Annotated in this window: 21 protein-coding genes; 12 read left to right on the top strand and 9 right to left on the bottom strand. The window is 70.1% G+C overall.

Annotated elements, in window-relative coordinates; genetic code table 11:
* Positions 1-786, bottom strand: a complete 786-nt coding sequence (locus D187_RS25400; protein ID WP_002621849.1) for a hypothetical protein — start codon at positions 784-786, stop codon at positions 1-3.
* A gap of 138 nt (positions 787-924) precedes the next feature.
* Between D187_RS25400 and D187_RS25395 the strand changes: the two genes are divergently transcribed.
* The 4 genes from D187_RS25395 to D187_RS25380 all read left to right on the top strand — a co-directional run bounded on the left by D187_RS25395 (position 925) and on the right by D187_RS25380 (position 4,640).
* Positions 925-1,644, top strand: a complete 720-nt coding sequence (locus tag D187_RS25395; RefSeq protein WP_051256519.1) for a lipase family protein — start codon at positions 925-927, stop codon at positions 1,642-1,644.
* 148 nt (positions 1,645-1,792) lie between these two features.
* The gene (gene dps, locus D187_RS25390; protein ID WP_002621847.1) at positions 1,793-2,350 is read left to right on the top strand and encodes a DNA starvation/stationary phase protection protein Dps; all 558 of its coding nucleotides are present in this window, start codon (positions 1,793-1,795) and stop codon (positions 2,348-2,350) included.
* A 92-nt stretch (positions 2,351-2,442) separates the two neighbouring features.
* On the top strand, positions 2,443-3,333 hold the full coding sequence (locus D187_RS25385) for a CHAD domain-containing protein (protein WP_002621846.1): 891 nt from the start codon (positions 2,443-2,445) through the stop codon (positions 3,331-3,333).
* Positions 3,334-3,386: 53 nt separating this feature from the next.
* Positions 3,387-4,640 (top strand): Hsp70 family protein, encoded by a 1,254-nt coding sequence (locus D187_RS25380; RefSeq protein WP_002621845.1) that lies wholly within the window; start codon positions 3,387-3,389, stop codon positions 4,638-4,640.
* A gap of 15 nt (positions 4,641-4,655) precedes the next feature.
* On the opposite strand, the gene D187_RS25375 is transcribed toward D187_RS25380, so the two are convergent.
* From D187_RS25375 to D187_RS25360, 4 genes are all read right to left on the bottom strand, one after another.
* Positions 4,656-6,026, bottom strand: a complete 1,371-nt coding sequence (locus D187_RS25375) for a hypothetical protein (protein ID WP_002621844.1) — start codon at positions 6,024-6,026, stop codon at positions 4,656-4,658.
* Positions 6,027-6,171: 145 nt separating this feature from the next.
* The gene (gene def / locus D187_RS25370; RefSeq protein WP_002621843.1) at positions 6,172-6,765 is read right to left on the bottom strand and encodes a peptide deformylase; all 594 of its coding nucleotides are present in this window, start codon (positions 6,763-6,765) and stop codon (positions 6,172-6,174) included.
* 62 nt (positions 6,766-6,827) lie between these two features.
* A complete protein-coding gene (locus D187_RS25365) occupies positions 6,828-7,232 on the bottom strand; it encodes a helix-turn-helix domain-containing protein (protein ID WP_002621842.1) in 405 nt (134 codons plus the stop codon).
* A gap of 127 nt (positions 7,233-7,359) precedes the next feature.
* Positions 7,360-7,938: a chalcone isomerase family protein gene (locus D187_RS25360; protein WP_002621841.1), complete on the bottom strand. Its 579-nt coding sequence runs from the start codon at positions 7,936-7,938 to the stop codon at positions 7,360-7,362.
* A 113-nt stretch (positions 7,939-8,051) separates the two neighbouring features.
* On the opposite strand from D187_RS25360, the gene D187_RS25355 reads away from it, so the two are divergent.
* The 6 genes from D187_RS25355 (at position 8,052) to D187_RS25330 (ending at position 13,220) form a co-directional block, all read left to right on the top strand.
* A complete protein-coding gene (locus D187_RS25355) occupies positions 8,052-8,831 on the top strand; it encodes an alpha/beta fold hydrolase (RefSeq protein ID WP_043431526.1) in 780 nt (259 codons plus the stop codon).
* An 87-nt stretch (positions 8,832-8,918) separates the two neighbouring features.
* Positions 8,919-9,776, top strand: a complete 858-nt coding sequence (locus D187_RS25350) for a GspE/PulE/PilB domain-containing protein (RefSeq protein WP_002621839.1) — start codon at positions 8,919-8,921, stop codon at positions 9,774-9,776.
* Positions 9,777-10,154: 378 nt separating this feature from the next.
* Positions 10,155-10,625 (top strand): Lrp/AsnC family transcriptional regulator, encoded by a 471-nt coding sequence (locus D187_RS25345; RefSeq protein ID WP_002621838.1) that lies wholly within the window; start codon positions 10,155-10,157, stop codon positions 10,623-10,625.
* Positions 10,626-10,628: 3 nt separating this feature from the next.
* Positions 10,629-11,840 (top strand): aminotransferase-like domain-containing protein, encoded by a 1,212-nt coding sequence (locus tag D187_RS25340; RefSeq protein WP_002621837.1) that lies wholly within the window; start codon positions 10,629-10,631, stop codon positions 11,838-11,840.
* A gap of 123 nt (positions 11,841-11,963) precedes the next feature.
* Complete coding sequence (locus D187_RS25335) at positions 11,964-12,308, top strand: hypothetical protein (protein WP_002621836.1); 345 nt, start codon at positions 11,964-11,966, stop codon at positions 12,306-12,308.
* A 33-nt stretch (positions 12,309-12,341) separates the two neighbouring features.
* Positions 12,342-13,220 carry an ATP-grasp domain-containing protein gene (locus D187_RS25330; RefSeq protein WP_002621835.1) on the top strand — a complete coding sequence of 293 codons (879 nt, stop codon included), beginning with the start codon at positions 12,342-12,344 and terminating at the stop codon, positions 13,218-13,220.
* Positions 13,221-13,229: 9 nt separating this feature from the next.
* Here the strand turns inward: D187_RS25330 and D187_RS25325 are convergent, their stop codons facing one another.
* A complete protein-coding gene (locus tag D187_RS25325) occupies positions 13,230-13,520 on the bottom strand; it encodes a hypothetical protein (protein WP_002621834.1) in 291 nt (96 codons plus the stop codon).
* Between the two features lie 126 nt (positions 13,521-13,646).
* Between D187_RS25325 and D187_RS25320 the strand changes: the two genes are divergently transcribed.
* Positions 13,647-13,862, top strand: a complete 216-nt coding sequence (locus D187_RS25320; protein ID WP_002621833.1) for a hypothetical protein — start codon at positions 13,647-13,649, stop codon at positions 13,860-13,862.
* Between the two features lie 10 nt (positions 13,863-13,872).
* Here D187_RS25320 and D187_RS25315 read toward each other — a convergent pair whose 3' ends face one another.
* From D187_RS25315 to D187_RS25305, 3 genes are read right to left on the bottom strand one after another with little or no spacing between them, the layout of a single operon-like run.
* On the bottom strand, positions 13,873-14,775 hold the full coding sequence (locus tag D187_RS25315; protein WP_002621832.1) for an AEC family transporter: 903 nt from the start codon (positions 14,773-14,775) through the stop codon (positions 13,873-13,875).
* A gap of 10 nt (positions 14,776-14,785) precedes the next feature.
* Positions 14,786-15,823 carry a serine/threonine-protein kinase gene (locus D187_RS25310; RefSeq protein WP_002621831.1) on the bottom strand — a complete coding sequence of 346 codons (1,038 nt, stop codon included), beginning with the start codon at positions 15,821-15,823 and terminating at the stop codon, positions 14,786-14,788.
* 42 nt (positions 15,824-15,865) lie between these two features.
* Positions 15,866-17,014: an oxygen-binding di-iron domain-containing protein gene (locus D187_RS25305; protein WP_002621830.1), complete on the bottom strand. Its 1,149-nt coding sequence runs from the start codon at positions 17,012-17,014 to the stop codon at positions 15,866-15,868.
* A gap of 181 nt (positions 17,015-17,195) precedes the next feature.
* Between D187_RS25305 and D187_RS25300 the strand changes: the two genes are divergently transcribed.
* Positions 17,196-18,434, top strand: a complete 1,239-nt coding sequence (locus D187_RS25300; RefSeq protein WP_002621828.1) for an MDR family MFS transporter — start codon at positions 17,196-17,198, stop codon at positions 18,432-18,434.
* Positions 18,435-18,505 lie beyond the last annotated feature (71 nt).

The raw sequence follows: 18,505 nt of genomic DNA, 5'->3' as shown, positions 1-18,505 counted from the left end.
TCAGACGGAGCGCCGCTGCCGCAACACGCCCGCGCCGCCTCCCGACTCCCGGTGGATGCGCGCCACGGACAGGGCCAGGAAGACGAGCAGCCCCACCAGCAGTCCACCCCCGAAGGCGACGATGAGCAGCACGGGTTGAGCGGCCTTGAACATGCCCCGGACGAGTCCTCCACCAACGGACTCGCTGAGCTGGGACACCCGCGCTTCCCTGCACCCCCGGGCCGCATCCCCGTCGAGCCCCTCGCACTCGGGGAAGATGGGGCCGAACTCGTCCTTGGACTGCTGAATCACCGAGGCGGCCACCTGGCCGGCCGCCGCCGACATGCTCCGCGCCAGGGGCCCCGAACCATCCGCTCCGAGCTGGCGCTCGAGTTCCGCGCTGAGCCCCCGGGCGAGTTGCGCGGACAACACGGACACGGGCCCCCGTGACCCGAGGCCCGAGCCGCCCGTTCCCGTGGAAGCCGCCGCTCCGCCAGAAGGAGCCGCTGTTCCGCCCCCGCCTCCACCCGCCGCGCCTCCACCCGAGGCCACACTGCCGGGGTTCTCCTCGACTTGCTGTGCCTTGGGCGGGGGCTCGCCGGTGATGAGCGCGTCCAACGCGCCCCGGGTCATCTGTCCCGCCGTGCCCCGCGTGAGGGAGTCCTCCTGCTCCTGGTCGACCTCTTCCTTCTGCTGGCGGATCGCATCCAGGGCCCCCTTGGTGCTCTCGCGAACCACCGTGGCACAGCCCAGGACACCCGACACCTGCACGAGCATGAGCAGACCCAGGAGGTGCTTCTTGGACATGACCGTCTCCTCACCGGGGTTGCATCCGACCAGACCCCGCGTGGCTTCAACATACGTACGGGTGTGAGGGAGGATGGACTGCATGCATGATGAGCCCTCGCCTGCCTGGAGGCTCCATCCCGGCCCGGAGAACCCCGTATGACGCCCTCCCGACCACTTGCCGATCCCCGTCACCCGCGCGGGGTGTTCGTGGGACTGCTGCTCGCCACGCTCACCGGCTGCGCCACCCTGCCCGCGGTGCGCGCCTCGAGCGAGCCCGTGCCCGTGCTCTTCGTCCCCGGCACGGATGACAACGCGAACCGGCTCAACCCCATGCTCGACACCTTCGTGGCCGCGGGCTGGCCCCGGGACCGGCTCCACGCCGTGGACCTCCACCCCAACAATGGCCAGCTCCCCATCGAGGCCATCGCCTACCAGGTGGGCCGCGCCGCCGAGGCGCTGCGCCGACGCACCCACGCCGAGCGCGTCGATGTGGTGGCCTTCAGCCAGGGCGCCCTGTCCACGCGCTACTGGATGCAGTCACTGGGTGGGCAGCCCCACGTGCGCCGCTTCGTGTCCATCTCCGGGCCGCACCAGGGAACCTGGCTCGCGTACCTGCGCAGGGATCCAGCCCTGGTGCAGATGCGGCCCGACAGTCCCTTCCTGCTCGAGCTGAACCGGCGCGAGAAGCCCTTCGGCGACACCGAGGTCTTCTGCTTCTGGACCCCCCTGGATGGCGTCATCTTCCCCGCGGAGAACGCGCGCCTGCCCGGCACGCATGAGCGCGTCTTCCACGTCCCCTTCCACCCGACGATGATCACCCACCCCGGGGTCATCTCCGCGGCCATCGAGGTGCTGGCGAGCGCCTCGCCTCCCTGACACTTCCATCCGCCCGCCCGCCCGCCCCCCTGCCGAGCCAACCGTGGTCGGACCCCCGCTTGGCGCCCGCCGCCGCCATCCCCACCCTGTGGCTCTGAAGCGAACCGGCGGGCTTTCCCTCCGGAAACACTCGACCAGGGGCTAGTTCATGACCACCAAGTTTCCCAGCCACATCAACCTGCCGCGCGAGGCCCGCTCCGAGCTGATCGATCTGCTCAACACCTGCCTGGCGACGGCTGTGGACCTGCACTGGCAGGTCAAGCAAGCGCACTGGAACATCCGCGGCAACCACTTCATCAGCCGCCATCTGCTCTTCGACAAGGTGGCCGACCACGTGCGCGAGCACGCCGATAAGTTCGCCGAGCGCGCCGGGGCCCTGGGCGGCTACGCGGAGGGCACCATCCGGCTGGCCATCAAGAACAGCGAGCTGGAGGAGTACGACCTGAGCGCCGTGAACGGGGATGACCATGTCCGCGTCGTCGTCGACCGGGTGTCGCGCTACGCGGCCACCATCCGCGAGGGCATCCAGCGCTGCGACGAGCTCAATGATCCGGTCACCGCGGATCTGCTCACGCAGGTGCTCGGCACGGTGGAGGAGGACCTGTGGTTCCTCGAGAGCCACCTGTATGGCTCGGCCAACATCGCCCGCGAGGAGACCGGGCCCTCCGCCATCCGCGAGGAGACCAGCTCCTCGCCCAACGCCTGAGTTGTCTTCTCGTTGTCTTCTCCATGAGCGGCCCCGCCCGACATGAGGCGGGGCTTGCACGGTGGACGGGGGCGGTCTTCTGATACGCCCCCATGTCCCCTTCCTCTCCTTCCCCTGGGCTGGACCGTGAGAGCCGGCGAACCAAGGCCGCCCGGCACCTGCTCACCTCGCGTCTGGCCGACGCGCGCCGGGCGGAAGCCGCCCTCACCCGGAAGTTCACCCCGAAGCGCGTCCACGACCTGCGGGTGGCCACCCGCAGGCTGCGCGCGGTGCTCGAGGCGTTCCGCGACCTCGGGGACCTGAAGGCGCGCGAGCGCGAGGTGAAGCGGCTCCAGGACGCGCTCGGCGAGGTGAGGGATCTCCACGTCCAGGGGTCCTGGCTGGAAGAGGTGGCCCAGACGGGCGAGTCCTCGAGACGCGCCGGCTTCCAGGCGATGCACGCGCGCCTGATGTCCCCTCTGCCCGACAAGGAACGGCGGCTGCGGCGCGCGCTGGTGCGCTGGGCGGACCAGACCGTCCCCGCGCTCGAGCGGGAGACGCGGCGGCTCAAGGGCCCGGGCAAGTACGGGGGGCGGCGCGTGCGCCAGGAGCTGAGCCACCGCCTGCGCCAGTTGGAATCCCTCATGGAGAACCGCGCGAAGGACCTGACCCCCGCCCTGGCGCATGCGCTGCGCAAGGGCGTGAAGAAGCTGCGCTACGAGGCCGAGCTCTTCGTCCCCGCCCTGGGCCGCCAGGTGAAGCCCCTGGTCAAGGCGCTCGCGCCCTTGCAGGAGTCACTGGGGGAGTTGCATGACGCGGACGTGAGGCTGCACCTGCTCCAGCACTTCGCCCTCCATGGCTCCGCGGCCCAGCGCGCCGCGGCACGCACGTTGCTCAGGGGCGCGCGCGCGGAGCGTGCCCGGCATGCCGCCCAGGCGGGAAGGCAGCTCGGGGACTGGCATGACGAGAAGCGCACGCACACGCTGTGTGCGCTGCTGGAGTGAGCGGTACTCGGCGCTACCCATCCGCGTCATTTGCACGTAGAGGAGGCGGCCCCATGCCCGCCTGTGGACTCGACTTCGGAACCAGCAACACGGCGCTCGCCCTCCCGGACGGAACGGTGCTCCCCGTCTCCCCCGGCTACAGCGACCCGCGCCTCTACCGCTCCGTGATCTTCTTCCCCGAGGACGAGCGCGACGCGTACACGGGAGCCCCCGCCATCTCCCGCTACCTGGAGGACCCCTCGGGCCGCTTCATCCAGTCCGTGAAGTCCTTCCTGCACAGCGCCTCCTTCCGCGCCACGCAGATTCGCGGGCGCACCTGGCTCATCGAGGACCTGGTGGCGCTGCTCTTGCGCCGCGTGCGCGAGGCCGCCGCCCCCCACACCGGCGGCACCGCCCCCGAGTCCGTGGTGCTCGGCCGCCCCGCCCTCTTCTCCACCGACGCCGCCGCGGACACGCTCGCCGAGCAGCGCCTGCGCCGCGCCGCGGAGAGCGCCGGCTTCACCCAGATTCAATTCCTCATCGAGCCCATCGCCGCCGCGCTCTCCTACGAGGCGCAGCTCACCCGCGACGAGCTCGTGCTGGTGGCGGACTTCGGCGCGGGCACCACGGACCTGACGCTCATGCGGCTGGGGCCCTCGCGCCGGGGCAATCCGGACCGGCGCGCGGACGTGGTGGGCTCCACCGGTGTGCGCATTGGTGGTGACCGCTTCGACGCGGAGATCATGCGCCACTCGCTCCTGCCGCGCTTTGGCGCCGGCTCCACCTACCGCGTGCGGGGCTTCAGCGACAAGCGGCTGCCCGTGCCCCAGCACGTCATGGCCAAGCTCTTGTCCTGGCACGAGATGTCCTTCATCCGCGAGAAGTCCACCCAGGAGCTGCTGGAGCTGATGCAGGAGTCCAGCGACAAGCCCGCCGAGGCCGCGGCCCTCTACGATCTCGTCATGGACAACCTGGGCTACCGGCTCTTCCGCGCCATCGAGGCCGTCAAGGTGCGACTGTCCTCCGAGGAGGAGACCACGCTGGACTTCGAGGAGGCGCGCATCCAGCTGCACGAGCGCATCACCCGCGCGGACTTCGAGACGGCGTGCGAGCCGCTCCTGCGCGAGCTGAGCGAGGTGACCGAGGGACTGCTCGCGCGCTGCGTGGGGGCGGGCGAGGTGGACGCGGTGTTCCTCACGGGGGGCTCCTCGCAAATTCCCTCGGTGCGCCGGCTCTACACCCAGCGCTTCGGCGAGGAGCGCGTGCGCACCCGGGATGCCTTCACCTCCGTGGCCGAGGGCCTGGGACGGGCCTCGGCCTCGCTGTGAGGGGCGCCCCCCTCCTCAGTGGTGCGCGAGCCAGTTCGCGATGTGCGACCACACCAGCTGGTCCGCATCGGAGGCGAGGAACAGATCCGCGTGGCCGAAGTCCCGCGCGCGGTCGCTGTCCGCCAGGCGCCGCACGATCAGGGAGAAGAGATCCTTGTCCTTGGTGCCGAGCTGCTTCAGGGTCGCGAGGCCGAGCTCGCCCACGCCCCCGGCGGCGCCCACGTACAACACCGGCACCTTCACCTTGTTCAGCCGGTCGTTGTAGGGCTGGGTCGGCGAGCCGCACCACAGCGCCAGCGTCTCCACCTGCTCTCCGCTGCTCTGGAAGGGCGAGGCCTGCCGCATCACGTCGAAGAAGAAGCGCTCGTTCGTCCAGGTGAGGCCCGTGGGCGTCGTGCCCGAGAAGAGGCCGCCGGTGAAGTGGTACCAGTCGAAGAGGGGAACGCCCTGCAACATGTAGGTGGCGGAGCCCGCCAGCAGCGCGGCCTCCCGGTTGGTGAGTCCCATCAGGAGCGGCGAGGGCGCCTGGGGCGCGGTGATGGCGAGCACGCCCAGTCCCTGGACCGTCTGGCCACTGCCCTCCACGTAGACGCCCGACTGCTGGAGCGCGGAGAGCATGGTGTACCCATCACACGCGGCCCTGGAGATCTCACTCTGGACCGCGTCCGTCTTGTCGAACACATAGGCCATGTCCACGGGGACGAAGGCGCTCACCAGGTGCTGATTCGCCGGCGACTTCGCCTCCGCGTTGAGCAGCGCGTACCCGATGGTGGCGCCCCGGCTCCAGCCCAGCAGCGGCATGGGCGTCACGCTCGAGCTGCCCAGCGTGCGCACCTGGTTGGCCAGGAGCAATCCGGCGCGCACGTCCTGCAGGTGCGTCTCCAGGTTCCAGTTCTGCATGAAGGTGAAGTCGGTGGTGGTCGCGGGGACGTGCACCCAGCGCAGATCAACCCCCCACACGTCCCTTCCCTGGCGCGCCAGGTACAGGGCGAAGGACTTCTCGCGCGGCACCGCGGAACTCTCCACACTCGGCAGGAAGGCACCCCGGAAGCCCCAGAGGTCTCCATGCACCAGGAAGACGGGCTTCTGGCCAATCCGGGGGATGCCCGGAAGCAGCTCCGTCACCACGCGGTGGACGGTGATGACGTCGTAGGCGCCAGGGCCCACCTGCACGGTGTAGCTGTACTCGGCGATCCCCTCATCCACCACCCGCCGTGAGGCCTCCAGCAACCTGCCCGCGGTGAGGCTCTCCGAGAGGCCCTCGACGTCCAGGAGCGCGTCCGGGGAGGACACGTCCCCAGACTCGGGCGGCGGGGCCTCGCCCGCCATCGCCGGGCCCACCACGCACAGCAAGAGACACACCACCCACTTGAACGCAGACCTCATCGCACACCCCTCCGGAGGGGAAAGTCGTCAATGAGGAAAAAATTGTCCTTCAAGTGAGTCTGGACAACCCAACCTGTGTACTTTTAGCGCCCGATTGTGGAGTGGGGCACGCAGGCGCGAACTCACCTCTTGCCGAAGCACGCCTTCAGGGCGTCAGACCCAGAGCCTGGCGGATGTCCGCCACCTGACGCGAGGCCCAGTGCCGCCGGTGGTTGTCCAGGGTGCTGAAGCTGCGCGGCTCCATCCGGTCGATGTACAGCGTGCCGTCCAGGTGATCCACCTCGTGCTGAAGGATGCGGGCGTACCAGCCGCGGGCGGAGCGGGAGAAGGGCTGGCCCTGCTCGTCGAAGGCCTCCACCCGCACGCCGCGTGCACGACGCACCAGGGCGAGGAAGCCCGAGACGCTCAGGCACCCCTCCTGGAACTCGGCCGGCGTCGCGTCCTCCACGGTGAGCCGCGGGTTGATGAGGACATGGAAGTCCACGGGCTCGCGCTCACGCGCGGCCAGCTCCGCGGCGGGCAGGCCCGCCATGTACTCCGCTCGATCCTCGATGACCACCAGCCGCACGTCCACCCCCACCTGAGGGGCCGCCAGTCCCACCCCCGGCGCGTCCCGCATGGTGTCGCGCATGAGGGAGATGAGCTGCCGCGTGGCGGGGCTCGTCATCTCCTCGGGGGTGAGGTCTCGCGCACGCTGGCGCAGGACCGGTTCTCCGGCCTGGACGATTTTCAGAACCATGGCCGGGGACGATACGCGCAAGCGTGGCGCCCGGGCGCGGGGAATCCGCGGAGGTGTCCGCTTCAATCCCCTGGTGGTGAGCGGCGCTTGCCCGGGCCCCGCGTGCGCCAGATGTCCGAGGCGAGCGCCGCCAGGCAGCGCAGCTCGCTCGGAGACAACTGGCGCAGGAGCGTGGCGAGGTGGAGCAGTTCCGCGGACAGCTCCGCGTCCTGCTCCCGCGCGCTGGCCTCCTGCTCCGGCCAACCGGCGCCCAGCCCCAGCAGTTCGCTCGCCGACAGGTGCAGCGTCGAGCACAACCGATGGAGCGTGGGCACGCTGGGCAGCATCTGCCCGCGCTCGATCCGGCCATAGATCGCCGTGGCGATCCCTACTTGAGAGGACACATCCGCCTGGGTCAGTCCCGCCTTCTCCCGGGCCGCCAGGAGGGCCGCCCCCAGGTTGCGCTTCAGCGTATCGAGGTCGTCCATTCCCGGGGGACACTACTTCTGAAAACAGATGGATGGAATCAACTTGTCTGGTTGACCTCCCATCCCCCCTTGGATCCCCCTACCCGACGGCCTCACCCATCCCCGCGCGTGGACGCCCTGGCGGCGCTCAGTCGCGGTCGTAGATGGGGTTCTCCTGGAGCCAGGCGTCGAAGAGCGCGTCGGCGAAGGCCTTGCCCGGAATCATCGCGCCCTGGGAGCCCTCGCCCGACACCCGCAGCCCCTGGTCCGGCAGATAGGTGATGAGGAGCGAGTCCCCCGAGTTCACGGCGCGCAGCGACTGCACCAACTGCTCCGACTGCCGCTTCATGTCCGCCGAGCCCATCACTCTGCTGTGGGACAGGAAGCCCCGGAAGGCGTTCGCCAGTTCGTCACGCGGGATGCTGCGCTTGAAGTGCAGCTGCAACTGCTTGGGTCCCTGGAAGGAGATGGCCTCCCGGGTGGAGCCCGGCGTCTGCTCCAGGTACAGCCCCCAGACGTAGAGCTCGAAGAAGAGCAGCTTCTTGAGCTCGATGTGATCCAACAGCAGTTTCTTGCCTTGGAGCGAGATGGCGTCCGGCAGGCGCACGCCCCCCACGGCCCGGGCCTGGGCCGTTCCCGCGAACAGCACCATCGCCACCACCGCACCCACCACCCACCGCGCTCCCCGTCCCCCGAACCCCACACCGTCCAGTCGCTTGGGCATCATGTGGTGAAATTGTTCATGGCCCCGATGGCCGACCAGTCCCGCCTATTCCGGATATGGAACGGGGGCTTGCCTGCCCGCTTGCCGAGGGTCTCCCTGGGAGATAGGTGACGGGGGTGATCCTCGCGAACTTCCAGTTGGGTGAAGGACAGCGGCCGACGGTGCTGCTGCATGGCTTTCTCGGCACGGGGCGCAACCTGCGCTCGCTGGCGGCGGCCTGGAGCGCGGCGGACCCGAGCCGCCGCTTCCTGCTGCCGGACCTGACGGGCCATGGCACCTCGCCCCCGCTGCCGCCCGGGGCCACGCTGTCCAGCATGGCCGCGGACGTGGTGGAGACGGCGCGCGCGGCGGGGTTGGAGGGGCCGTTGGATTTCGTGGGGCACTCGCTCGGGGGCCGCGTGTCGCTGGCCGCGAGCCTGGCCGCGCCCGGCGACGTGGCGAGCGTCACGCTGCTGGACATCACCCCGGGCCCCATTCCCCCGGGCCTGTCCGAGAGCGGCAAGGTGCTGGAGAAGCTGCGGGCTGCTCCCGCCCGGGCCGCGGATCGCAAGGCGATGCGCGAGGAGCTGACGGGACGGGGCTTGTCGGGCCCGCTGTCGGACTGGCTCCTGATGAACCTGGAGCCCGCGCCGGAGGGAGGGGTGCGCTGGCGCTTCGACCGGGAAGCGCTCGGCGAGTTCCACGCGCGGATGAATGGTGAGCAGCTCTGGAACGCCCTGGCGCGCCCGGGGATGCCGGTGCGCTGCATCCGCGGCGGCCGGGCCGCCTACGTCTCCGATGATGATGTCGCCCGGATGGAGGCCCTGGACTGCCCGGTGGACACGCTCCCCAACGCGGGGCACTTCGTCCACGTGGACGAGCCGGACGCGCTGCTGCGCTGGCTGCTGCGCGGTTGACCCGGCCCGAGCTCCTGGCGGGCAGAGGAGCGGCGGCTGAACCTGTCATCCATCGCGAGCCCCCCGCGCGGTGGTGACATTTGTTCCATGCAAGCCGATTCCAAGCGCATGCTCGGCGAGATCCTGATGGAGCTGGGACTGCTCGATCGTGCCCGACTTCGTCTCGGTCTGGTGCACCACCACGAGATGGGGGTGCCCCTCGGCAGGGCGCTGGTGCGCGAGGGCCTGTGCACCGAGGCGGATGTATTGCGCGCGCTCGCCTGGCAGGCGGGCTTCCCCGCCATCGACCTGGACCGGGAGCCGCTCCACCCGAAGCTCACCCGGCTGGTGTCCAAGCGCGTCGCCCGGAAGTACCGGGTCATCCCACTGCGGCTCGACAAGGGCGAGCGCGAGGTGCTGCACATCGCCCTGCCCGCGCCCGCCTCACTGGAAGCCCTGGACGCCGTGCGGGCCGTGTCGGGCAAGCCCCGCGTCGAGCCGTACGTCGCGTCGGACCCGGCCATCTCCCGGGCGCTCTTCGCGCTCTACCGTTTCCAGGAGCAGACCGAGCCCCCCGTGAGCCGGCCCACCCTGGAGCGGGGACCCGACGCGCCCGTCCTCCTCTATGCATGGCCGCCCGTCACGGCGACCCTCATCTCCCGCTCCCTCGCCCGCGAGGGCATCCGCACCCGGGTCATCTCCCCGCTGGAGACGCTGCACACGACGGCCTCGGACCTGGTGTTCGCCCCCGTGCAGGCCATGGAGGGACTGCTCGCGGGAGAGGCACGCATCGGCGGCACGCTGCTGCTCGCTGGCTCCTCGGACGACGAGGACCTCGCGCGGGCGCACCGCATCGGAGCCAAGGGGTACGTGGCCAATCCGCTCGACGGCTACATGGTGCTGCGGGCCATCCGCCGGCTGCGCCCGCGGACCGGAGAGGGCTCGGGCGCCCAGGGCTCGGTGTGACGCGCCCCAGCCCCACCCCTGTCTTCACCCGTTGCTGAGAACAGCCCGGCGGCACCGTCCCCCCTGCTCCAGGGGAGGCGCGAGGAGGCCGGAGCACCCACGCGCCCACCAGGTCGAGCAACGCCCCCATCAGGACTCCTGGAACATGCCCCCCAGGTGGGCCGAGCGGTTCACGCAAGGCGTTCGTCTCACCCCAATGGGTCATGCCCCTCGGGGAGACCTGCTCGTTCAATCCCTCCCCTTCTCCCGCGGCTCACGGACGCGGCGCATGTCCGTCTGGCGGCTCCCCCCTCAAGCTTCTTGCACAAAGGTTGAACCACATATACCTTATTCGTGGAAAACCGCCGAGACCTATAAAAGTAAGGCCCGCCCGCCGACATGGATGAACTCGACTACCACCTCCTCGATCTGTTGCAGCGCGAGGGCCGCGCCACGCAGTTGGAGTTGTCCCGAGCGGTGGGACTGTCCCAGCCAGCGGTGGCCGAGCGCATCCGCAAGCTCGAGGAGCGGGGAGTCATCACGGGCTACGCGGCGCACGTGGACGCGGCGAAGCTGGGCAAGGACATCACCGCCTTCATTGGCGTGAGCATCGAGCATCCCAAGTACTTCGAGAGCTTCGCCAAGAAGGTGCTGGCGCTGCCCGAGGTGCTCGAGGCCCACCGCGTGGCGGGGCAGGACTCGTACATCCTCAAGGTGCGCACCCGGAACACGAAGACGCTCGACACCCTGCTCGTGGAGACGCTGAGGGTCATCACGGGCGTCACGCGCACTCACACCACCATCGTCCTGACCTCCATCAAGGAGGGGACGCACGTCCACGTCTCTGAAGAAGAGCTGAAAGGAGCCTGAAACATGATCGCCGCCCCCCTCGCCAATGCTCCTCCGCCGTTCCCGCTCTCCCAACGCATGTCGCGCATGAAGGCCTCCGCGGTCCGGGAGATCCTCAAGGTGGCCGAGCGTCCGGACGTGCTCTCGTTCGCGGGCGGCCTGCCGGCGCCCGAGCTCTTCCCGGTGGAGGCCATCGCCCAGGCCCACGCGGAGTCCTTCGCCGAGGAGGGCCGCGCCGCGCTGCAGTACAGCACCACGGAGGGCTACGGCCCCTTGCGCGAGTGGATCCGCGCGCACCTGGGCGAGCGCGGTCTGCGGGTGGGGGTGGATCAGGTGCTCATCACCAACGGCTCGCAACAGGGCATCGAGTTGGTGGCCAAGGTGATGCTCGACCCGGGCGATCTGGTGGTGGTGGAGAACCCCAGCTATCTCGCCGCGCTGCAGACGTTCAGCGGCTACGAGGCCTCCTACGCCGTCGTGGGCAGCGACGATGACGGCATGCGCGTGGACGAGCTCGAGCGCCTGATCACCTCGCGCAAGCCCAAGCTCATCTACCTGGTGCCCAACTTCCAGAATCCCAAGGGCACCACGCTGTCGCTGGAGCGCCGGCACGCGCTCGTGCGCTTCGCCCAGCGCCACCGCATCCTCATCCTCGAGGACAACCCCTACGGCGAGCTGCGCTTCCGGGGCGAGCACCTGCCGTCGCTGGCCTCGCTCGACGAAGAGGGCGTGGTGGTCAGCCTCGGCTCGTTCTCCAAGACCCTGGCGCCCGGGTTGCGCATCGGGTGGATGGTGGGGCCACGGGACGTCCTCCGGGCGGTCACCGTGGTGAAGCAGGCGGCGGATCTACACACCGCCACGGTGGCGCAGCGGGCCACGGCGCGGCTGCTCACGCGCTTCGACTTCAATGCCCACCTGGAGCACCTGCGCGTCGTCTACGGCGAGCGCTGCATGGCCATGCTCGATTCGATGAAGCGGCACATGCCCGCGGGAACCCGGTGGACGCAGCCGGACGGTGGCATGTTCGTGTGGGCGGAGCTGCCGCGCGGCATGAGCGCGGAGGCGCTCTTCCCCCTGGCGCTGGAGAAGCGCGTGGCCTTCGTGCCGGGCGCGCCCTTCTACGCCGCCGAGCCGCGCCACGAGTTCATGCGCCTGAACTTCTCCAACCGTCCGCCGGAGCTGCTGGAAGAGGGCATGCGCCGGCTCGGCGCCGTCATCGCCTCCCAGCAGCAGTGAGCCCGTGAGGGCTTCGCCCGCTCGCCCGCCCGCTCCTCATCCACCCGGAGCGGGGAGGCCGCCGCGCGCTGGACGGGATGCCTAGCTTCTCCCCGCGAACCACTTCGACCGGAGGAGAGCACCATGGCGGCACAGGGCTGGAAGGCACGGGTGGCGATGGGCCTGCTGGGGATCGCGGGACTCATGGCCGGCTGCACCGAGAGTCAGGATCGAGAGCTGCGCCAGGACGCCCGGGAGGTAGGCAAACAGGTGGGAGACACGGCTCGCGACGTGGGCGACGCGACGCGGGAGGCCGTGGAGGGTTTCAAGGAAGGCGTGGGGGGCTCCGGGACCGAGCAGGATGACGGCCACATCGGGGACAAGAAGGGCGTCATCGACGACGGCGAGGGTCCGTTCGAACAGCCCGCCCAGCCCGGTGAGAAGAAGACCCTGCTCAACGATGGCGAGGGCCCGCTGGAGAAGAAGTAGCCGCGCCCCGCTCCACCCGATATCGAGGGGGACATGCCCTTTCCTGGTGCCCCCCTCGACATCGCCCTGGTCACCGCGTCCACCTACCCCGATTGCCGGCCCGATGAACTCCTGCTCGCCGAGGCGCTCGCCGCCCGGGGCGTGAAGGCCGGACCCATCATCTGGGATGACCCGGCGGTGGACTGGAGCCGCTTCCGGCTCGCGCTCATCCGCACCGCCTGGGACTCGGACAGGCGCCGTGACGAGTTCGTCGCCTGGGCCGAGCGCGCCGGAGCCCAATGCCCCTTGTGGAATCCACCCGAGGTGCTGCGGTGGAACACGCACAAGAGCTACCTGCGCGAGCTGGAGTCACGCGGTGTGCCCATCGTCCCCACGCTCTGGCTCGCGCGGGGTTCGACTCCGGACGTGGAGGCCCTGCTCACCGAGCACGGCTGGAGCGACGCGGTGGTGAAGCCGGCGGTGTCCGCGGGCGCGCGCGACACGCTCCGGGTCCGCGGGCCCGCGGAGCTGCCCGCCGCGCGGGAGCTGATGGCGCGCGTGTTGCCGCACAAGGACATGATGGTGCAGCCCTACATCTCCTCGGTGGAGGGCCACGGTGAGCGCTCGCTGCTCTTCTTCGGCGGGGAGTACACCCACGCCATCCTGCGGCCCGCCGCCCTGTCGGCTCGCCCGGGCTATGATCCCACCCTCGCCGAGTCCCTCACGTCCTCCGAGGAAGAACGGGCCTTCGCCCGGAAGGTGCTCGCCGCCACGGGGTTCGAGTTGCTCTACGCCCGGGTGGACATGGCGCGGGATGAGCGGGGCGCGCTGCGGCTGATGGAGCTCGAGGTCACCGAGCCCAACCTCTTCCTGCACCAGGGCGGCCCCGGAGCCGTGCGGGCCCTGGTGGACGCACTGATCGCCAGGCTCTGACGCCCGGTGCTACTTGGGCGTCGGCTTCGCGTCCGCGGGAAGCGCGGGCGTGGGCGCCGGCTCCGGGAGGCGCGGAATCACCCGCTGGCTGTAGCTGGCGGCGAGCGACTCGGGCGTCAGTTCTTCCTGAACCTGCTTGGGGTTGCTCGCCCACTCGAAGTCCTCGGGCACCTTGCCACCGCCCTGGCTCCTGTAGCCCATCATGTCCGGGAACTTCGCGGACCACTTGCCGCCGGGATCTCCCTCGCGGGTGACGGGCTCACGGGAGGGACGCGGGGTGTAATAGATGCCTTTTTTCATGAGTCTTTCTCCTAGCAGGAGTGCGCGCGCTCCGGAACCCCTCGCCCGCCTCCTTGCTCTCCAAGGGAGCACGAAGAGTCGACCCGTGAGACTTGTGCTCGCCGGAAGCTGCGTTACCAGTGGATCATGAACGGTTCACCTGATCAGAACACGGGCGAGGGCATCGCCGAATTCGTCCTCCCCCAGGGTTGCATGCTGTGTGGCGGCGCGGTGAACATCCGCAAGACGCCGGGTGGTGGTGCACACAGCTATTGCCCCCACTGCCACTGGCTGTCCCGGCCACGGCTGCGCATGCGCGCGGACGGCCTCGAGCTGTCCTTCGCCACGGAAGCCTTCGCCTGAGCGAAGCCTCCTATCCCATCAACCACAGGGCCGTGGGTACCGTGAGCAACGACAGCGGGATGCCCACCCCCACCATGAGGGCGGACAACTCTGGATCCAACCCATGGTCCACCGCGAGAATGGCCCCCGTCACCATCGGCGCCATCCCCGCCTGAAGCACGGTCACCTCGAAAGACAGACGGTCCAGTCGCGGCAGCGCGAGCAGCAACAGCGCGATGCCCAGCGGGGCCAGCACCAACTTGTAGCCCAACCCCAGGCACAGCGCTTTTCCCCGGCCGCGCAGGCCGGACAGCCGCAACTGGTAGCCCACGGAGAAGAGCGTGAGCGGGGTGAGCGTCGCGCCCAACCGCGCCAGCACCCCATCCACCCACGTGGGAAACGCCCACGGATGGGTGAGCAACGCGAGCACCAAGGCCACCAGGGGCATGAAGCCCACCAGCTTCTTCCACAGCGCCGCCGGGTGCGTCTCCCTCTCGGCGGCGCGCGCGGCGTAGATGGTGGCCACCGTGGCCAGCGCCAGGAACGAGCCCAGCTGATCGATGACCACCGCCACCCGCAGGGCCTCGGGACCGCGCAGGCCCTCGATGAGCGGCAGGCCCACGAACGACGTGTTGCCCAGACCCGCCGTGAGCACCAGCGCCGCCACGCTGTCGGGCGCCAGCCCCAGCCGGGGCCCCAGCGCGTGGAACAGCAGCCAGGCCACGCCGAAGATGACCCAGGGCACGGCGGCGGACAGCAGCAGCTCGGGCGCCAGCGTGAGCCCGTGCACCGAGCGCAACACCAGCGCGGGCAGCGCCACGTTGATCACATAGGCGTTGATGACGTGCGCCGTGTGCTCGTGGAAACGGCCACTGCGCCGGGCGGCCATCCCCAGCAGGAGGCTGGTGAACAACAGGCCGAGAACGGAAATCATGACACCAGCCTCATGAAGGGCGTTCGAGCACCAGGGGCCACAGCTTCGCCAGCGCGGCACGCAGCTCGGTCGCGTTACGGTAACGGTCCTCCGGGCGCTTCTCCATCAGCTTCAACACGACACGTTCGAACGGCTCCGGCAGCGCCGGACAGAGCAGCCGGGGGGGCCGGGGTGTTTCCTGGACGTGCAGGAACATCAACGGCACGGGCTGCGAATGGCGGAAGGGAAGTTGCCCGGTGAACAACTCGTACGCCACCACGCCCAGGGAGTACAGGTCCGAGGCGGGTGACACGGGGGGCGTGCCCATCACCTGCTCGGGCGCCATGTACTCCGGGGTGCCGAGCGTGGCGCCCTGGCTGGTGGTGCCCGGCACGTGCTCGCTCTTGGCGAGGCCGAAGTCCATCAGCTTGAGCACCCCGGTCCGGGTGATGAAGAGGTTGCCGGGCTTGATGTCCCGGTGCAGCACCCCGCGCGCGTGCGCGTGCTCCAGGGCCACGGTGGCGTGGGTGAGCCAGCGCAGGGCACCGGCCAGCGTGGGCCGCCGCTCCTGCAGGAGCTGGCGCAGGTCCATGCCCGCGAGCAGTTCCACCGTCAGGAAGTGCCGCTCCCCATCCCACCCCACGTCGAAGACGCGCAGGATGTTGACGTGCTCCAGCGCGCGCGCGTGCTCCACCTCCCGGCGAAAGCGCGTGACCAGCGTCTCCTCCGCGTGGGGCACCGCCAGGACCTTGAGCGCCACGTGCTGGTTCGTCTGGAGGTCCAGCACCTCGTACACCGCGGCGGTTCCTCCCGAGCCCAGCCACTTGCGCACCTGGTAGCGGTCCGCGACCACCTGACCCGGCACCAGGCCGCGCGCCGCAACGGGGGCGGGCAGGGGCGTCACCGCCCCCTGGATGAGCGTGCCGTGAGGGGACACCGGTGGCGTCGCCGGACGCAGGGTCTGCTCCAACGACAGGCTCGGGCGCTCGCCCGGAGGCAACGCCGGGTGCCCTGGCGACGAGTCGCTCAGGTAGGTCACGCCACCGGCATCATCATCCGTCGAGTGCACCGTCTCCTCCTCCCGCCAGCACCGCGGCCGGCCCGTCCCCGCTCACGTCTCCAGCAACGACACGTGGGACGGAGCCCCATTGCCCTCGATGTCCAGATGGGGCGTGGGCAGGTTGTACTCGGCGGCGGCGGTGGAGGCCTCCACCATGATGGGGCCGGAGATCTCCGGGGGCTCGCCCTGGCACAGCAGCTCCACCACGTGCTCCAGCGTCCACTTGCCCAGGCGTTTCACCGTCAGGCGAGAGCCGTCGAACTGAGCCGTGTCCGCCAGCTGCTGGCTCGCCGTGAGCTTGGCCTCCACCGAGTCGCCCAGGTAGCCGCGCGCCAGCGACAGCACCCGGTCCACCACCGTGTTCCACGCCTGCAGGTGCGTGCGATCCTGCGCCTCGTCGATAATGTCCAGGCCCACCTGCAGCCGCTCCATGCGCTCGAGGAACTGCTGCACCAGGGGCCCGCGGATGATGCGGCCGTGCTGCGGGGCGATGATCTCCACCGCGGGCGTCAGCTTGCGGATGGCCGCCACCGCGCGCACCAGCGCCGTGTTCACCGGCATGTAGATTTGATGGAAGGCGCGGATGCCCGTCCAGTCGGACTCGTCCGCCCACAGACCCTGGGCCTTGGAGTCGGTGAGGCCTCCGAAGAGGTCCCCCGTGAAGAGCACCCGCGTCTGCGGATCATAGAGCATCACCGCGCCCCGGAAGTGGCAGAAGGGCGAAGGCACGGGCAGCAGCTTGTGGCCGGTGGGCACGCTCAGTCCCTGGGTGAACTTCTCCGTGGGGATGAAGCGGTTGCGCGGCAGGTTCTGGTGGACGATGAGCCGCCAGGTGTCCTCGGAGCACAGGATGCTCGCGCGCGGCGAGTAGCGCGCGGAGATGATGCTCGCCGAGGAGCCCACGTCCGGATCCTGGTGGTTGATGAACAGGGCCGACAGCCGGTCCATGCCACCAATGAGCGAGGCCACCTTGGTGTGGATGATGGAGAAGTCGCTGCTCGAGCCCGGATCGATGAGCAGGTTGAACTCCGCCGGCTTCTGCGTCCTCGAGTCCGTGCCGCGGAAGCGGCGCAGATAGGGGTTGGCGTAGAAGATATTGCCGGGTTCACGCTTGCCCACCCAGAAGGTCTCGGGGGCGATCTCCACGGACACGCGGTGGGGATCCTGGGGGTGGTTCGGCGTCAGGGTACCGCTGCTCATGACGTTCCTTCACGCAAGAGGGGGCTCGACGGAGGCGACTCTAACAGCCCAGGCGCCGCCGCGATGGCCGTCGCACCAGACAGGCTGCCTGGAGGGCGCCCCCCCCTGCTATCTCCTGGCGCTCGCGAGGTCCACTCCCACAGACTGCCCATTCGACATGAGTGACCTGGGAGAGCGGTGGGTGAAGGAAGCGAAGGCGCTGGTGGGCGGCCTGCCAGGCACCTACTGGTACCTCTGGACGGGCACGCTGGTGAACCGTCTGGGCTCCTTCGTGGTGCCCTTCCTGGCGCTCTACCTCACGCGTGAGCGCGGCTTCCGGGTGGAGGAGGCGGGAGGCGTGGTGGCCCTGCACGGCGCGGGCGCCGTGCTCGCGGGACTGGTGGGCGGAACGCTGGCGGACCGCATCGGCCGGCGCGCGACCCTGCTCGTGGGGCTGTGGCTCGGCTCGGCGGCGATGCTCGCGCTGGGCCTCGCCCGGGACACCTGGCAGATCTGCACGGCCGCCTTCCTCCTGGGCCTGCTGGGCGAGCAGTACCGGCCCGCCGTGTCCGCGGCCATCGCGGACGTGGTGCCCCCCGAGCACCGCGCCCGCGCCTACAGCCTGCTGTACTGGATCATCAACGTGGGCTTCTCGCTCGCCCTGCCCCTCGGGGGATTCGCCTCGCGCGCGGGCTTCCTCACCCTCTTCGTCGCGGACGCCTGCACCACCTTCCTCTATGGCGTCATCGTCTGGTGGAAGGTGCCGGAGACGCGCCCCGCCCACCTGCCGCGCACCACGTCCACCGCCGCGCACTCGCTGCCCTCGCTCGCGCCCTTCCAGGACACGGTGTTCCTCGGCTTCGCCCTGCCCATCCTGCTCACCGCGATGATCTTCATGCAGTACAACGTGACGCTGCCCCTGGACCTGGCCGCGCGGGGCATGACCCCGGCCACGTTCGGCTTCGTGCTCTCGGCCAACGGCCTGCTCGTGGTGCTCCTGCAACCCTTCGCGGGCCGGCTCCTGGGCTCCATGCGGCGCTCCACCGCGCTCGCGGCGGCCTCGGCCCTCACGGGGCTGGGCTTCGGGCTGCACGGGCTCGGCGCGCACGTCCCCCTCGCCCTGCTCGCCGTCACCGTGTGGTCGATCGGCGAGGTGCTCCAGGCCCCCGTGGCCTCGGCCGTGGTGGCCGACCTCGCTCCGCCCCACCAGCGCGGCGTCTACCAGGGCGCGTACGCCACCCTGTGGGCCGGCTCCGCCTGCCTCTCGCCCCTGCTCGGCACCTGGCTGCTCGGACACCTCGGCCGCGCGGCGCTGTGGGGGGGCTGCCTCGCGGTGGGCCTGTTCGCGGCCACCTGGCACCTGGCCGCCGCCGCCTCCCGCCGCCGCCACATGGACGTCCTGCGCCAGCTCTACCCCGAGGTGAGCACCGCGCGCGACTGAGCCCCACCCCACCTTTCCTCCCACCCATCGCTCGAACGCCCGGCTGCCCAACCGCCTCGCTGGCGCGGTGT

The sequence above is a fragment of the Cystobacter fuscus DSM 2262 genome, from assembly GCF_000335475.2.
Classification (GTDB): Bacteria; Myxococcota; Myxococcia; order Myxococcales; family Myxococcaceae; genus Cystobacter; species Cystobacter fuscus.
The sequence above is the reverse complement of the archived record's forward strand: the minus strand, read 5'-3'. Positions and strand labels throughout refer to the sequence as shown.

Coding starts and splice junctions, on each gene's coding strand:
- D187_RS25400 (WP_002621849.1), bottom strand. CDS start 786: ATGTCCAAGAAGCACCTCCTGGGTCTGCTCATGCTCGTGCAGGTGTCG.
- D187_RS25395 (WP_051256519.1), top strand. CDS start 925: ATGACGCCCTCCCGACCACTTGCCGATCCCCGTCACCCGCGCGGGGTG.
- dps (WP_002621847.1), top strand. CDS start 1,793: ATGACCACCAAGTTTCCCAGCCACATCAACCTGCCGCGCGAGGCCCGC.
- D187_RS25385 (WP_002621846.1), top strand. CDS start 2,443: ATGTCCCCTTCCTCTCCTTCCCCTGGGCTGGACCGTGAGAGCCGGCGA.
- D187_RS25380 (WP_002621845.1), top strand. CDS start 3,387: ATGCCCGCCTGTGGACTCGACTTCGGAACCAGCAACACGGCGCTCGCC.
- D187_RS25375 (WP_002621844.1), bottom strand. CDS start 6,026: ATGAGGTCTGCGTTCAAGTGGGTGGTGTGTCTCTTGCTGTGCGTGGTG.
- def (WP_002621843.1), bottom strand. CDS start 6,765: ATGGTTCTGAAAATCGTCCAGGCCGGAGAACCGGTCCTGCGCCAGCGT.
- D187_RS25365 (WP_002621842.1), bottom strand. CDS start 7,232: ATGGACGACCTCGATACGCTGAAGCGCAACCTGGGGGCGGCCCTCCTG.
- D187_RS25360 (WP_002621841.1), bottom strand. CDS start 7,938: ATGATGCCCAAGCGACTGGACGGTGTGGGGTTCGGGGGACGGGGAGCG.
- D187_RS25350 (WP_002621839.1), top strand. CDS start 8,919: ATGCAAGCCGATTCCAAGCGCATGCTCGGCGAGATCCTGATGGAGCTG.
- D187_RS25345 (WP_002621838.1), top strand. CDS start 10,155: ATGGATGAACTCGACTACCACCTCCTCGATCTGTTGCAGCGCGAGGGC.
- D187_RS25340 (WP_002621837.1), top strand. CDS start 10,629: ATGATCGCCGCCCCCCTCGCCAATGCTCCTCCGCCGTTCCCGCTCTCC.
- D187_RS25335 (WP_002621836.1), top strand. CDS start 11,964: ATGGCGGCACAGGGCTGGAAGGCACGGGTGGCGATGGGCCTGCTGGGG.
- D187_RS25330 (WP_002621835.1), top strand. CDS start 12,342: ATGCCCTTTCCTGGTGCCCCCCTCGACATCGCCCTGGTCACCGCGTCC.
- D187_RS25325 (WP_002621834.1), bottom strand. CDS start 13,520: ATGAAAAAAGGCATCTATTACACCCCGCGTCCCTCCCGTGAGCCCGTC.
- D187_RS25320 (WP_002621833.1), top strand. CDS start 13,647: ATGAACGGTTCACCTGATCAGAACACGGGCGAGGGCATCGCCGAATTC.
- D187_RS25315 (WP_002621832.1), bottom strand. CDS start 14,775: ATGATTTCCGTTCTCGGCCTGTTGTTCACCAGCCTCCTGCTGGGGATG.
- D187_RS25305 (WP_002621830.1), bottom strand. CDS start 17,014: ATGAGCAGCGGTACCCTGACGCCGAACCACCCCCAGGATCCCCACCGC.